Genomic DNA, 15393 nt, shown 5'->3' with positions numbered 1-15393 from the left:
TACTTAAACTAATTCCAGATAATCAGTGGTCGCACCACACTTTTAATCTGCTTTCGGTTAATCAATCCAAAATACCTGGCATCAAAGGATTGACTGTTGACATCAGACATCAGTAACAACTCCGAATCTGTAAGCTCACGCGGTGGTAATTCATAGTGTGGAAGTGCCTTATTTTTCGGGTCAAATGCCCTCTGTGCACTATTCGGCAGCCATTGGCCGTTGATGTAAACACCGCTGCGACCAATAGCTACCGTATCGCCGCTCATCGCAAAAACGCGTTTCAGTAACAAGCCGTAACCTCCTGGACAAGCTCCGCTATTGATATAGTGACGCTCTCGCGCCATGTCAAAAACCGGTTGCTCTGGTGGACAAAAGAATACATACGCATTCTTACTGATGGGCGCATTGATCGCTTGGTACAGCCCCCGTGGCAGGCTGTTCGATGTGTTGATATACACATCATTGATGCGAAAAATGATACTCAGGAGAAACAACAGAACACTCGTCCATAGCATGACTCTTGCCAGCCACTTCAAAATGCTCATCTGTCGCTATTTCTCACAGTGATATCACTTCGTGTCGGCGCTGGAATAGCCGCACGCGCCTTGAAGATCTCATCCTGGAAATACAGAGGCTGCTTGCCGTAAATAGCCGGATACCCTGCTACATAAACAATCATGTCACCTGCCTTAATGATCTCGCCATTAGCCGATTTCGTCGCACCTGTCATTCTCATGCATTCGTCAGGCGTCAGGAGAGCGCGTTGTGATTCCTGCAGGGTGCGTGTCACGTTTTTATGCATTACTCCCATCCGCTGCCCGCTGGTGGTAATTTGCTCTTTGACGACCGTCGTCTGGCCGGTCAATTTTGAAAGATGTTCGGCGGTCTCGATACGATTAGGTGGAAACGCATTCTGGATATGGCAATTGGAAGTAATCGACTCATCATGACCATAGCCGATTTCACGGCTTTTAAGCTGGTTGATGTCCTGGCAGATGATATAAGCCTTAATGCCATAGCCAGCCAGAAACGCCAGCGATTCCTGCAAAATTTCAAGTTTTCCGAGACTAGGAAACTCATCGAGCATCAGCAGTAATCGATGTTTGTACTGGGCAACCGGTTGCCCTTCATTAAAATGCAGCTTATCGGCCAGCAGCCGGACGACCATGTTGAGGAGAATCCGCACCAAAGGACGCAATCGAGTTTTGTCGTTCGGGTGGGTCACAATGTATAGGCTGACCGGATGATCATAATTCATCAAATCCTTGATCCTGAAATCCGATCGGCCGATATTCCTACCAACTAAAGGATCCCGGTATAAAGACAGATAAGATTTGGCTGTTGATAAAACCGAACCCCCTTCCTCCTCTGGTCGATCCATCATGTCTCGCGCTGATGCTCTTACTACGGGATGAGCATTCCCTTCCAAATGCGGAAACGTCATCATCTCCATCCAGAGCTCGCTAATATCGCGATCTGGATTGGACAGTATCGCATCAACCTGCGGTAGCGTTGCCTGGCTCTGTTCACTGACTGCCTTGTATAACACATGTAGAATGACACCAACCAGCAGCGCCTGGCTGGTCTTCTGCCAATGATCATTCAAACCTTTGCCATCCGGATCAACGATCAAAGTAGCCAGATTCTGCACATCCCCCACTTCATAGCCTGTTCCTATTCTTACTTCATTCAATGGATTCCAGCAATCCGATCCGGATGTGGCAGATGGTTCGAAGCGGATCACCTTATTATTGGCATGTTGTTGCCGCCATCCTGAAGTCAATGACCACAATTCACCTTTCAGGTCAGTAATGACCGCGCTCTCACCCCATGCTAACAAGGAGGGAATGACCAGGCCAACGCCCTTACCCGAACGGGTCGGCGCATAACACAAAATATGCTCTGGCCCGCTATGTTTCAGATAATGGGTTTTTCCTGTTGGGTCTTGCCAAGCTCCTACATACACATAATCATTTCTCGCGGATTTTCTGCCAAACAGCTTTTCTGCAGGTAATAACCCCGCGCTCTGGATATCTTTTTTCTCTGCCCAGCGTGCTGATCCATATAGTTTTTGATGTACCTTGGATGAGTTAGTCAGTACGCGCTCCACAATGAGTAAAGTCAGCAAACCGGCTGCCGTAATGAACACGCCAACGCTTCCTGCCAACAGGAATTGTTCAGGATATTGTTCATACCACTTACTCGCCCACCCAATAATGGCCCACGGCTCATACCACTGGAAAAATGATGTCCCAAGCCGTGGATCAAAACCAAACAGATAAGCAAAATACTGAGTTGCGCCCTGCAATCCCCCTATCAGAGCAAGCGCGGCAAGTGGTTGAATGAATTTCTGTTTGCGTAGTTTGATCATCAAATCCTTGCTCTTCCTATTTTGTGTACTTTCTTATGTACTTTCTTGTCTTTGTCATTCAGTTGTTTTGTCGGACGTTTTCTTGTCTTCAGAATCCTCATAGCCTCAATATCCCCTTCTCTGGCTTTCATCTCCAGCCACCTTACCCAGTTGGTTCGTTGGTATTTCTGGTTTATCTGCTCCCGTATTTTCTGGTACTCCAGATTGATACGTGCTTGGCTACGGTTGTAATCAGCAGATATCGCCCCATACATGAACCGTTTACCCAAGCCCTTCCAGCCGTATTGAATTAACTTTCTCTTGAAATCAAACTGTTCTTTTGCTGCTCGGTGTAGCCGAGCCCTCCCCGTCTTGGCCCACCCTAACTCCTCCAGCCGTAACGCTCTCAGGGATTGCTGCTCGTTGAGGTATATCGTGTAAAGTGTAGATGCTGAGGACTCCACAGGCCGTTTCTGGTACTGCTTCGCGCTTGACTGAGGAAGATTTTTGTCAGCCGGTACCCATCTACCCAATCTTTCTGTCAGATATTTCTTGGATAACGCTCTGTCGACTGAACTTGCCTTGACGGCCAGCCCATCCTGGGTAGCCACGACAAATCCATTACCCCGCTCCTGTATTACCAGACCGTGATTTGTTAGCACGGCATGCAAACCTTCCCAGGAGTCCGCCTCTTGCAGTTGCGTCAGCAAATTTCTGCGTATCCATGAAACGAGGCTTTCCAGTTGCGCTTTATGCTCCAGATCAGATGCTTTGTTTTGTGCGCCGCGATGATGTGTGGTGTGATTGGTGATAGCCAACCCATACTGCTGTTCCAATCCCTCACATAATCTGGCAAGGGTTTTAAAGTCCCGGATAGGATCATGGAGTGTGTGCTTAACCGGATGAATCTTATTAATCGCAATGTGCATATGAAAATGCTCTGTATCCAAATGGGTGACGCTTATCCGTTGATGGTCGCCAAAACCCAATCCTTCGCAAAGGATTTTTTCAATATCCTCCAGAATGCTATCTTCAGGCCGCTCACCTTGATTGAAACTCACCATCAGATGGTAGTTTTTATCGGATACAGCACGCTGATTCATTTGCTGTGTATTGAGAATCTCAATGACCGCCGCCTCAGTAATATTTGAATAACAATTCGTTATATTCACTCTACCAACTCGCTCTTTGTCTTTCTGCGTATGGGTTAGATAGTTGATTAATCGTGAAAAACACCCTTTCTGCACCTGCTTAATAAGAATATGCTTCGCTATCATCGAAACAGGTTAGCCGCTAACAAATGATCAGCCCCCGTGCCGGATGATTCCGGCCATGATCTTAATCATTTCATGCTGCGTATCATTTATTTTCCCAAGTACGGCATGCAGCGTTTCTTTTCCCAACTCCTTTGTGCGCCGGTCATTACTTAGCCACAGCTTAATCAGTCCACCCAGTCGTCCAAGATCACCGTTGATTTTTGCCAGTCGTTCAACTTGCTGATTGTCAACAATGCCAGTTACCCGATAATTCATGCCGATCTTCAATAGATAGGAAGACCTGGTTAGCCCTGTCTTTCTAGCGTTAGCCTCGATTTGCTCGCGCTCAGCGGGCGTGCAATACACTTTGATTGGCGCGCTGCTTCGTCTTGTGTCTTTTCTAGCCTTTTCTGACATTTAATCGTTCCCTGGTTTTTTGACCACTCACCTCGTGGAGCAAGATTTCCGTTGAGCAGATACTGCGAATAAGGAAGTGTGAAGTAGTCCCATTTTTGCAAATGTGGGCCTACTTCACCTATCTTGCCCGCTTCGATGGATTGTTTGCGCCAGAATAACACTATATTCAATGTTTGCAAACGACTATATTTCGATATATCATGTTTTTTATTGATTGTTCTGGGTTGTTTTTGGTTTTTTTCAGTTATTTTTGATTGTTTCCAGAAAATAAATATTTCCTTTTTGAAAATGAATCGTTCCCTTTCAGAGCGTATCGCAGCCAAAGTCGGACAAAACAGCACCAGACGAGGCAAGCAAAGTTTTTCCACATTCCTAGCGCTGCGCACGGAGATCAAACAGGCAATGGATGATGGATGGTCGATCAAGCTGATTTGGCAAACGCTGACCGATGAAAAGAAAATCAATTTCAGCTACCAGCGGTTTTTGTTGCTGGTAAAGAAGCAAGGACTAACGCGAAACGTGGTTGAACAAGTCAGAAACACCCCCCATCAAACCTTTCCCAGCCAAATTCCAGTGACAAAGAACGATCAAGCTGATGGTTTTGTTTTTAATCCTTCAATCAATCAAGAGGAGCTTATCTAATGGCAAAAATACACATGGTGCTGCAAGGAAAAGGGGGGGTTGGTAAATCGTTTATTGCTGCTACCTTGGCACAGCACAAACTAAGCAAGGGATTACAACCGCTTTGCATTGATACCGATCCGGTCAATGCAACCTTTTATGGCTTCAAGGCCTTGAATGTTAGGAAACTTAACTTGATGGATGGTGATGAAATACATCCCAGAAAATTCGATGATTTGATAGATATCATCGCCTCTGCCAAAACCGATGTCATTATTGATAATGGCGCCAGCACTTTCATCCCTTTATCGCATTACCTGATCAGTAATCGCGTGCCCGCATTACTTATGGATATGGGGCATACGTTGGTGATTCATACCGTGATTACGGGTAGTCAGGCTTTACTGGATACGGTGAATGGATTTTCTCAATTGATAAGCCAGTTTCCAGCGGAAGTCCTCTTTGTAGTCTGGCTCAATCCGTTCTGGGGAGCAATACAAATGAATGGCAAGAATTTCGAGGAGATGAAAGCCTACCTTGACAACAAAAAGAGAGTGTCAGCTATTGTGCGTATACCCTCTCACAAAGAGGAAACATTTGGGCGCGACATAAGCGACATGTTGCAGGCCAGGCTTACCTTTGAGGAAGCCATTGCAAAAGATAATCTAACCATCATGATGCGTCAGCGGTTAAAAATCGCTCGATCACAATTATTTATTCAACTTGAGAACGCAGCAGCTGTACTGGCATGACGGACGATGAACTGGATGCGCTAATCAAAGATGTAGCCATCAAACACGGCATCGGTCTATCGCGTGATGACCCTATCCTGATCACACAAACTCTCAACAAACACCTGATGAAAAGCAATATTTCCGCTATGGAAGACATCATGGAGAATTTCAGGCAGGAAATAGAAATGGGAATAACAAAGTGGTCTGATACGTCAAGAATCAATGCAGAGCGTGTGATGAATGCATCGGTCCATTCAAGTAAGGCGATAACAAACCAAATCATTGAGAATGCTGTAAACGCCATAGAAAATGAGCTGGTAAAAAAAATTAACATTGCTCAAACAAGAATTCTTGATGTCTCACGCCCAATCAAATTGATCAGTGTACTTAATATCCTCGCTTCTTTTGTCACATTGTTATCAGTTTTTATTCTTTTCTACGCAAAGTACGCATAAGTAAATGACAAGATATTTATACAAAGCAAGAAAAATTCCTTTTGAATATCCGCTTGTGACTTGTTAAATAGGCCCTAGAAGAAGAGATCGAGATTAAGGTAATACTTAGGAATAGAATTTACTAGAAAAATGCTTATAAGGGCCTTAAAACGATTTTTTGGTGAAGTTATGTTTTACGCAAAACAGATGGCTTGTATTTGTTGTTGTTCTTTTAAAAACAACAACAACATATTTAAAGATCTTTAGATTCTGGAAATGCCGGCCAGTAAAGGGATACAGACGAGAAAGGTGAGGGTTTAGGGTATGAAAGGTGAGGGTTTAGGGTTAATAGGTGAGCGTTTAGGGTATGAAAGGTGAAGGTTTAGGGTTAATAGGTGAGGGTTTAGGGTATGAAAGGTGAAGGTTTAGGGTAATAAAGGTGAGGGTTTAGGGTATGAAAGATAAGGGTTTAAAGTTTGAAAGGTGAGGGTTTAGGGTATGAAAAATGAGAGTTTAAGATATGAAAGGTGAGGGTTTAGGGTACAAAAATAACACAATGGTGATGGTTTAATACGTTGACAAACATTCACCTTTAGATTAAGAATACAATCATGAAAAAAAATATCGTTTCTCGCTCTCCGAAATTAACAAGTGAACAATTAAAAAAAAATGTGGCTGCGATTCATACCAACGGTGATCTCTCTTTGTTAGAGCGCAAAATGGTAAATGTTCTTCTGTTGAATGCCTATGATGAACTTTTGTCACGCCGGACGCATACCTTGCCTGTGAATCATCTATGCGCAATGCTTGGATGGGATGAAAGCTTCAATATTGCGCTGCTCAAGAGAGTACTTCGCAATCTTGCTGTAACTCCAATTGAATTCAATATTTTGGAAAATGGCAAAGAAGTCTGGCGAGTGATGTCAATGATTTCCTTTGGTGAAATAAAGAATGGTATTTGTACTTATCGTTATGACGAATACCTTGCTGAACGATTTTACGATCCAGAAATCTATGCCATGATCAATATTGGGGTGCAGCGCCGCTTCGAGGGGGGGTATGCTCTTACTCTTTACGAAAATTGTCTGCGTTATAAAACGGTGGGCTCTACAGGATGGTGGGACATCGAACGATTCCGGAAACTAGTAGGGGCCGCCGCATCTATTTACGATGAGTTTAAATATTTAAAGCGTGACGTTATTACCAAGCCAATAAACGAGATTAATCGAGTTTCAGATATATGGCTTGTCCCAGAATACAAGAAGGTGGGACGGAAAGTGAATTACCTTCGATTTATTGTTACTGAGAATCCTCAAAAAACCCTTCTACAGCCAGACCTGAAAGATGACCATGCAGTCTTGCGTGAATCTGATACATTCAAGCGCTTGCGCGAGCATGGGATAGGGGAGCGCCTTGCAATAGCTTGGATATTGCAGGATAAAGAACGCGCCCAAGCTGTTGTGGATTATGTAGAAGAAAAAGATAGAAAAAAACAGGTTAAGGGAACGACTGCTGGTTACATCCGCAAGCTTATCGAGGAAAAAGCTGAAGTTGGTATTAAAACAGCCTATGAGGCGAAAAAAGAAAATGCTTCCAAGGAAGATATAGAAAAAGCTAGGCGCAACAAACTAGCCGCGCGAAGAGCTGAGCTTGAAGCTGAATATAGAAAACAGATGATTACAGATCGAATAAAACGACTTACGCAGGAGGAACGAAGAATTCTTGTCGAACGCTATAGCGTGGTAGAGGGGGAAGGGAAAACTAAATCCTACAATCCAAAAACGACCGAATTCCAAGATACTATTGAGCGTATTGCTTTCATGGCATGGCTTCGGTCCCAGTTTTTACCTGAAACACATATAAATACAAAAGAGTTTGCCCAATGGCTAAAGGAAAAAGGGAGCGAATTAAAGGAGTCTGTAGAGTGTATCTCGTCAGTCCAATCTAGACAAAATAGTGAGATTGCCTAAGGTGTAGAAAACGGACTCGGAGTCCGGCGCTCACCCCGCCACATTCATCAGAGTACGTTGATAATATCGCTATAGAACATCGGGTTATCCATTAATAGCTCCTCCCATCCCTGTCTCACACCAGTGATACGCGGATTAACAGGTGTTATAACTAGCTATATTTATTAATTTAATACTCGCCAGTGCTCGCTAATACATGTCAATGATCGTCAGTTTTGTCACGTTATTATTTTCTAAACAAGTAATTGGAAAAGAGTATGATTCGCAAAATCAAGCCAAGCTAGCAGGCTGGCTTTAGCCAGTCTACTTTTCTGATATATGCACAATAGGAAAACTTTTGTGCACACTAAATTTTAGTGTTGATGACATTCTGATTACGAAACGTAGCTAGAAATTATATTAGTATATAAATCAATCACTTGCAATGCTTGCCAAGCATAAAAACAGTGTCACACAGTCACAAACAGTGATATTTGTGGTGTAGTTTGGCACAAATCTGACACAATCATTTTGTGATCTTTTTGGCTTACTAAATTCATATTAATCTGGAAACTGAATTATTAAAATTTCAGTTTGATATTTTAAAAACGCGCTTGCTTTAAACATCCGCATCAGCCATGATTTTGGGTTGGATACAAAATAATCATTAAATAAAACACGCAATGAATGCAACTAAGTTTCGCTCTATTTTCACACCTGCATCCAAACAAGAACGAATCAACAATTTTGAAAATTATTGGCTCTTTACTCAGCATCACAATGGGCAACTGCTAGAAGAGGATAAGGATTTAGTAAAGAAACGTAATAAATTGAAATCTTTTAAAGATAATCCGATTCAATTAAGGATACCACTAGCTAACCCTGATGCTTTCTATCGCAATTATGTTGATATGCAAGATGATCCCAAGACTCTGGATAAAATGACTCTAATGTTAACTGGCATGTATAAATTCGCCCGGCATGAATGGGTTGGCATTAAAGGTGCTTGGGATGCAGTGCCAAGTATGGATAATTCACATTCAATTGAAGACAAGATTAGTCGCGTGCATTTGGCAGAAGAGTTTTGTCATATTCGCTTGTTTGATGAAATGTTGCGTACTTGCGGTCTGGATAAAGTAGAGTGGGTACCGTTAAGTCCTATTAAAGAAAAAATTTATGAGCAGTTTCCTAAGTTTCCTGATTTTTTACTGGACACACCTGCTTTTGTGACGGAATTAATGGGAGTTACTTACTATTGCCACTTAAATCGTTTGATTGACGAATTATTTGTAGATGAATCAGAAGTACGAATACGCCTAAAAGAATTGCTAGATGAAATTACCATAGACGAAATAGCTCACGTTGGACAGCGTAGAAATTTTATTGGCTCTATCGGGATACGAGTTTCTAAATGGTTAATTAAACCATTTTACACAATGTTTTTTAATGATATTCCAGAAATTGGCATACTATTTGACGTAAAGCAAATGATTAAAGATGGCGAGTCTTTTGATTTCAATCAATTACCTGATCACATAATCGAGAAAAGCTGGATTCCATCTTACTGTAAGATTTAAAAATTTGTATTTGATAGCGAATATACTTACTCACAGAGCTTGAATTAAGTTGTATATAGCTCGTCTTCCCTGGACATGCATTTTCTGATTACAAAACGTAATTAAAAATTATAGTTGTATAAAAATCAATCACTTACAATGCTTGCCAAACTTAAAAACAACGTCATATAGCCTCAATTAATAGTGTTTTTTAGTGTAATTTGACACAAATTTGCCACAATTGTTTTTGCAACGTTTCGGACCCCTGATTACGAAACATAGCTGCAAATTTTAGATAAATATAAATTGATTGCATGTAATGTATGCCCGAACATAAAAACAGTATCACACAGTATGTCTTAGCCAAAAGATACCTTTCGACCGACGAACAAAAGGGCGTTGAAGAAGGATGCTATGTTGGCGTTGTGTATTGGACGCATCAGAACAATGTGCAGTTGTCGCAAATCTCACAAGAGGGCCAACGAGTAGCTCAACCCGACGCCGGAACGAGTTGCGCTTCTTGACGCTTCGGAAGCGGCGTGGGTTAGCTAATCGTTCGGCGAGGGAGGATACTGAGTGACGGACGCTAACCGGCACGGTCTTAGCCGCTATATTCCTGCTGATGTCCGCCGCGTGGTGAGGCAACGCTCGAAGTTTGGTTGCGTCATCTGCCGGCGGGGTTTCTACCAGTATGAACACATCGATCCGCCATTCGAAGACGCCAAGGCCCACGACCCGGATCGAATCTGTTGCCTTTGCGGATCTTGCCACGACTCGGTGACCCGCGGCCATCTATCCAAAGCAAAGGTCAACGCCGCATATCGGGCTATTCAAACCAAGCCTCCTGAGGAGGTCAGCCCTCCCGTTGGGCCGCTCGATTTTCACGACGGTTCAGCCGAGTTGATGATCGGCGGCTTGCTCTATAGCCCCGCCGTCCAGACGGTGCTCCGCTACCATGGAGTTGACCTCATCCGTGTGATTCCTGGTCGGCAAGGCGAACCTGGTAGGATTTCTGCCGTTTTCACTGACGAGGACGGGCGCCAGGTGCTCCAACTGGTAGAGAACGAGTGGGTGGGTGTGCTGGAGAATTGGGACATCGAAGTGGTCGGACAGCGGATTACTGTGCGACGAAGGCATGGGGAGGTAGCACTGCAGCTGCGTCTCGATCCTCCGAGCCGAATTGTTGTAGAGCGTATTGATATGCGTATTGCGGATGGCCATGTCTTGGCCACCGAACAGACCTACGCTGTTGGCCGGCACATCACAGACGGGTCTGTACATTGGGTCCATGCTGGAATCCGAATCCGGAGGTGTTCTTCCCTCGGCGCCGCCATTGAGTTTGCTGACGTGGAGTCCCTCCAAATCCGAGATGAGCGGTTCCGGGGTACAGGCCAAGAACTGGCGACGCGAGACTGGCAGATCGTGGTGAACTCCGACGCAGGGGTCATGGTGAAACCGCTGGGGATTGTGATTGCGAGTCTGTGTGGCGCATTCGATCTTCTCGAGTTGGCTGTTGGCAATCAGCCCCTCGACGAAATGCGCCGGGTGATGCTTAGCCATCCCGACGAGCTGTGCAGGTTTATCAGCACAAGTAAGACCGCCGAACCATCGGCTACAGCTGACCGGGGCCGCAAAGCCGACCCAGGCAGCTGAGCCGGGGCGTTATCTTCGTTAAAAAAGAATTTTGCACTATCTGACTGTCTGGTTTGGGTCGATTTAGTCAATCAATGTCAGATTGAATGGAAACTAATTATTGAAGCTGTCAGCTCAAGTTTGAGCTACTACACTTTACCCCAGATGCGAAAACTACTGCACGTAGCTCTCATGTTCATGTAGAACTTGTTGATCTAAACCGTCTTATTACCCTATGGCAGGAGTTTTATCATAAACTTGCAGATGAAGATAAAGCACGACTTCCACTCATTCCTATTTTTTTCTATGCTCCTGTGGTATAAGAATTACTCACATTCCCAAAGAATAGCTCCATCAACGACACCATTTATCGTCTCGTATTTGGAAGCATTAAGCAAAGAGATCAAGCTCTGATTGATAAGACTAACTGTCTTCTGCTCATTAGAAGAAATGAATCGATTTCGAGTGTTACAGGTTTTATCCTGCCAGATTTGCGGATAGGTTTTAATTCGATGCCCTTGAGACACCAGAATCTCTGCAACATAAGAGAATGCCTTGCTCATGGGCGTTTTCCAATCCACCTTTTTCAGAGTGTGCAGATTCCCCAACAACGCCAATATCGGTGTCTTGCTTATTTGCTTCGCCAGCTTTTCAGCCATCCATTCGTCCCGATTCACGCTTAGCCCCACTCCTCCATCAATGGCAATCAGTTTCAGGCAATTGCCTCTCCTTTTCATTCTGACCAGATCATCAATCAATGAACGGAAGGAAGGGTGGTCGATCATTGGGGGAATTTCGATATCCGCTACAGTTGCCCTATCCTCTACGATCTCATCAAGAATTGCCTGTTGATTACTGGCAATCTCCAAGGCAACAGACAGACACTTATCTTGCTGTAGATATCTGGATATTAGCTCCTGGAAAAATTGGATAGATTCAGTTCGCTTATGACGTTCACCAATGATCGTAATACTGTGGGGTTCCAAGCCTTTCACGATCCATTCATGAACCTCGGTTGAATGAGCAGGAAATGAAAAAAACAGGATACCCATGAAGAAAAGGAGGCAAATAATCTTTTCTTTCAGATTTGCAAATGGAGAGTAACCTGGCTTCATGCTTACCGCCTCGCTTTTCGCCACTCCCAAGGTGGGACTTGCTGAGCTTCCGGTAAACTCCATAACCCTACTCTATTTTGCCTTGCCCGCTTTTCCAAAGCATAGAGAGCTTGTTCGCTGGCATATTTCCGATATACCCACGCTGCACCAAGTCTTACCATTTCAGCATTTATATCGATATCGTCCATATATACACGTCCAACTTTACGACCATAGCGATCTGTATCCTGTACTTTGACGATTACGGTTTTTCCATAGACAAGTTGGGATAATTCCTGCTTGGCTCGCGCCCCATAAGGTTGTGCTGATTCAGGTGTATCGATCTCTGCGAGGCGCACTTTGATTTGCTGCTTTCGATCATCCAGGATAGTTATAGTGTCACCATCCGATACACCGACTACACGTCCAATATGTTCCTGAGCCACTGCAAATAACGGCAAGAACGCGATGCATAGTAGGGCCAGAAATAAAATTCTTTTGAAATTTTTGAGGCTCAACAAATTCTCCTATTCATTTATTTTATGCAGATAGAGGCTATTTTTATTACTATCGATTTTTAGCCATTAGTTGAGAGACGGGATATTAAATTAGTTACCCTGCGTTGTGAGCGTTGATTCTTGACTGCCATTACCAATGCTTTTGGTTGAGCAATGATTACGACCAGCTGCTTGCCACGGGTAACTCCTGTATAAAGCAAATTTCGTTCCAAAAGCATGTAATGTTGCATTGCCAGAGGGATAACCACCGCAGGGTATTCAGAGCCTTGTGCCTTCTGAATACTGATAGCGTAAGCCAAAGAGATTTCATCGAGCTCATTAAACTCGTAATCCACGATGCGATCATCAAACTTGATCTGTAACAAGTTCTCCTCGATATCGACAGAAAGAATCACACTGATATCTCCAATCGATGACCACTTCATCGACCGTTGCAGTCTCCCATAAGCCAGCGAAGGAGAATGTGTTGTCATCTTTGGCAGAAACATAAAAAGGCTGTTTGCTTCTTCCATTTGCCAATTGTTTCCATTCATAGAAACCGGAAGCGGGAATGAGGCAGCATTGCTGTCATAAAACGTGCTTGAACATTGATTTTATCGCCAACGATTCAGCATGTGCATTGAAGAGTAATGGCAGTTTCTTGATGTTCTTTACCCAATGGGGAATCAGACCCCAGCGCATCATCAATCCTTCCCGGCCATTGATACTGTCGCGAATGACCAAAATATCGGTGGTGGGTGCGATGTTATAGCGCGGCTCAATCTCTGGCATCGTCACTGCATGATACCAGTTGATTAGATTTGCACGGGGATAAGCCAGAGCAAAACGTCCGCACATACTTCATTGTTATCCGCTAAATGAGTATTTTATACTGTACTGCTTATCATGTACTAAAGCGTTCGCCATGACAACTATCATACCATTTGACTCATCAAACTCATCGACACTGTCTTTCCTGCAGCCCGCCGCAATCGATCCAGTTGCTTGTACCTTACCGCTGTTACAGTATCGCGTTCCTGCCGGATTTCCTTCCCCCGCAGACGAATATGTTGAAAAGGGGCTGGATCTCAATACTTATCTGGTACGCAATAAAGCAGCAACCTATTTCTTTCGTGTCGTGGGCGATTCTATGACCGGCGCCCAAATTCACGATGGTGATATGCTGGTGGTGGATCGTTCCATTGAACCCAAACATGGCCATATCGTGCTGGCAGTGGTTAATAATGAATACACCGTAAAGCGGCTCTATGCCTGTAATGGTGTTGTCGAGTTGCACGCGGAAAACCCAGCCTACCTACCCATTCGTTTTCGGGAAAATGAGGAATTGCAAGTGTGGGGTGTCGTGGTAGGAACGGTATCACGGTTTGCCGTATGATCATGACTACAAGCAGCGCTTCCATCAGCCAACCGATGTTTGCGTTGGTAGACGTAAACAACTTTTATGTCAGTTGTGAGCGTGCCTTTAATCCTAACCTGATCAATCGACCGGTTGTGGTTCTCTCCAATAACGATGGCTGTGCTGTGGCCCGTTCCAATGAGGTTAAGGCGCTCGGTGTCAAAATGGGGACACCATGGTTCAAGCTCAAGGGTTTGGCAAAGCAGCATCACATCATTGCACTCTCGTCCAACTATACACTTTACGGCGATATGTCGGATCGGGTGATGACGATTCTGCGTGATTTTAGTACTCATGTTGAAGTCTATTCCATTGACGAGTGTTTCCTCGGTTTGCAGGGTTTGGGTAAGCTTTGGTCGACCCCTACAGAAATGGGTCAATCCATACGCCAACGGATACGCCAGTGGACCAGTTTGCCAGTTTGTGTGGGCTTTGGGTCAACCAAGACATTGGCCAAACTTGCCAATCACATTGCCAAGAAGCAACTAGATTTCAATAGTGTATGCGATCTCTCATCTATACCATCTACCCAATTGGAAGCGCTGTTATCTGCTATCGAAGTGGATGAGGTATGGGGTGTCGGACGTCAAATAAGCCAGCATCTGAATACAGTCGGAATTAAAACTGTGAAAGCTTTACGCGATACGCCACCCTCGTGGTTACGCGCAAAGTTTGGGGTAGTGATGGAGCGCTTAGGCTACGAGTTGCGTGGTGTATCGTGTCTGGCACTGGAAGAAGTGTCGGCACCTAAGAAACAGATCATTTCCTCCAGATCATTCGGCCAACTCATTTATAGCCTGACCGAGCTCAGTGAATCCGTTGCAAGCTATGTGAGCAGTGCAGCAGAAAAACTGCGTCGTCAGCGCTCAGTCTGCAATGCGATCCAGGTATTTATCCAGACCAATCCCTTCCGTGAGCAGGATGAGCAATACAGTAACTGTATTACAGTACCACTACCCAATGCCAGTAGCGACACGCGATTGCTGGTGCGTGCCGCATTATTTGGACTCAAGCATATCTACCGGAAAGGTTATGCTTACAAGAAAGCCGGAGTGATCCTGACAGGCATCGATCCTGTCACGCTGTACCAGGATTCATTGCTGACACAATACGGCGCAGATGAGAAATCGGCAAGATTGATGAGTGTGCTGGATCAGCTAAACCAAAAGTATGGGCGCAATACTATTTCGGTGTTTTCAGTGAGAAGCAAGAAAGCCTGGAGCATGCGACGAGAGATCATGTCACCCTGCTACACTACGAACTGGAACGATGTGCCAATCGCACACGCACATTAATCATACTGAGTGATTACATGACTAACGGATCCGACTAACTACAGCGAAAACTCAAGCATAAGCTGCGAGTTGGCGCATAGAAGGGAAGTATTCCTCAAAATCGCCCGTCCAAGCCAACCGAAGGAGTGCTGGATGAGAGGG

The 15393-nt window shown here is 44.5% G+C and carries 15 protein-coding genes and 1 pseudogene; 8 read left to right on the top strand and 8 right to left on the bottom strand.

The window, feature by feature from the left end; all coding sequences use genetic code 11:
• Positions 1–8: 8 nt before the first annotated feature.
• Genes traF through traJ form a run of 4 tightly spaced genes read right to left on the bottom strand, consistent with a single transcriptional unit; the run spans position 9 to position 4023 of the window.
• Positions 9–545 carry a conjugative transfer signal peptidase TraF gene (gene traF / locus R2Q26_RS09350; RefSeq protein WP_317536026.1) on the bottom strand — a complete coding sequence of 179 codons (537 nt, stop codon included), beginning with the start codon at positions 543–545 and terminating at the stop codon, positions 9–11.
• Positions 542–2371: a type IV secretory system conjugative DNA transfer family protein gene (locus tag R2Q26_RS09345; protein WP_317536025.1), complete on the bottom strand. Its 1830-nt coding sequence runs from the start codon at positions 2369–2371 to the stop codon at positions 542–544. The genes traF and R2Q26_RS09345 overlap by 4 nt, the downstream gene beginning before the upstream one ends.
• Complete coding sequence (gene traI / locus R2Q26_RS09340; RefSeq protein WP_317536024.1) at positions 2371–3627, bottom strand: TraI/MobA(P) family conjugative relaxase; 1257 nt, start codon at positions 3625–3627, stop codon at positions 2371–2373. Before traI ends, R2Q26_RS09345 begins: the two co-directional genes overlap by 1 nt.
• A gap of 27 nt (positions 3628–3654) precedes the next feature.
• Entirely contained in the window at positions 3655–4023 is a 369-nt protein-coding gene (gene traJ / locus R2Q26_RS09335) for a conjugal transfer transcriptional regulator TraJ (protein WP_317536023.1), read from the bottom strand.
• A gap of 288 nt (positions 4024–4311) precedes the next feature.
• On the opposite strand from traJ, the gene R2Q26_RS09330 reads away from it, so the two are divergent.
• From R2Q26_RS09330 to R2Q26_RS09305, 6 genes are all read left to right on the top strand, one after another.
• Positions 4312–4665: a TraK family protein gene (locus R2Q26_RS09330; protein WP_317536022.1), complete on the top strand. Its 354-nt coding sequence runs from the start codon at positions 4312–4314 to the stop codon at positions 4663–4665.
• Positions 4665–5396, top strand: a complete 732-nt coding sequence (locus tag R2Q26_RS09325; protein WP_317536021.1) for a conjugal transfer protein TraL — start codon at positions 4665–4667, stop codon at positions 5394–5396. Before R2Q26_RS09330 ends, R2Q26_RS09325 begins: the two co-directional genes overlap by 1 nt.
• Entirely contained in the window at positions 5393–5833 is a 441-nt protein-coding gene (locus R2Q26_RS09320) for a hypothetical protein (RefSeq protein ID WP_317536020.1), read from the top strand. Before R2Q26_RS09325 ends, R2Q26_RS09320 begins: the two co-directional genes overlap by 4 nt.
• A 590-nt stretch (positions 5834–6423) precedes the next feature.
• Entirely contained in the window at positions 6424–7782 is a 1359-nt protein-coding gene (locus R2Q26_RS09315) for a replication initiation protein (RefSeq protein WP_317536019.1), read from the top strand.
• Between the two features lie 662 nt (positions 7783–8444).
• Positions 8445–9338: a hypothetical protein gene (locus R2Q26_RS09310; RefSeq protein ID WP_317536018.1), complete on the top strand. Its 894-nt coding sequence runs from the start codon at positions 8445–8447 to the stop codon at positions 9336–9338.
• Between the two features lie 555 nt (positions 9339–9893).
• Complete coding sequence (locus R2Q26_RS09305) at positions 9894–10970, top strand: hypothetical protein (protein ID WP_317536017.1); 1077 nt, start codon at positions 9894–9896, stop codon at positions 10968–10970.
• A gap of 305 nt (positions 10971–11275) precedes the next feature.
• Here R2Q26_RS09305 and R2Q26_RS09300 read toward each other — a convergent pair whose 3' ends face one another.
• From R2Q26_RS09300 to R2Q26_RS09285, 4 genes and pseudogenes are all read right to left on the bottom strand, one after another.
• Complete coding sequence (locus R2Q26_RS09300; protein WP_317536016.1) at positions 11276–12064, bottom strand: hypothetical protein; 789 nt, start codon at positions 12062–12064, stop codon at positions 11276–11278.
• A 2-nt stretch (positions 12065–12066) separates the two neighbouring features.
• Positions 12067–12561 (bottom strand): thermonuclease family protein, encoded by a 495-nt coding sequence (locus R2Q26_RS09295; RefSeq protein ID WP_317536015.1) that lies wholly within the window; start codon positions 12559–12561, stop codon positions 12067–12069.
• A gap of 59 nt (positions 12562–12620) precedes the next feature.
• Positions 12621–12986, bottom strand: coding sequence for an ATP-dependent RecD-like DNA helicase (locus R2Q26_RS09290; protein ID WP_317536014.1), 366 nt, complete (start codon positions 12984–12986; stop codon positions 12621–12623).
• Positions 12907–13398: pseudogene (locus tag R2Q26_RS09285) on the bottom strand (SOS response-associated peptidase). The gene R2Q26_RS09290 and the pseudogene R2Q26_RS09285 overlap by 80 nt, the downstream one beginning before the upstream one ends.
• A 67-nt stretch (positions 13399–13465) precedes the next feature.
• Here R2Q26_RS09285 and R2Q26_RS09280 point away from each other — a divergent pair.
• Entirely contained in the window at positions 13466–13936 is a 471-nt protein-coding gene (locus tag R2Q26_RS09280) for a translesion error-prone DNA polymerase V autoproteolytic subunit (RefSeq protein ID WP_317536013.1), read from the top strand.
• A gap of 2 nt (positions 13937–13938) precedes the next feature.
• A complete protein-coding gene (locus R2Q26_RS09275) occupies positions 13939–15252 on the top strand; it encodes a Y-family DNA polymerase (RefSeq protein WP_317536012.1) in 1314 nt (437 codons plus the stop codon).
• Positions 15253–15393 lie beyond the last annotated feature (141 nt).

The organism is Nitrosomonas sp. Is37 (genome assembly GCF_033063275.1).
GTDB lineage: Bacteria > Pseudomonadota > Gammaproteobacteria > Burkholderiales > Nitrosomonadaceae > Nitrosomonas.
This window is presented reverse-complemented; position numbering and strand designations above follow the sequence as displayed.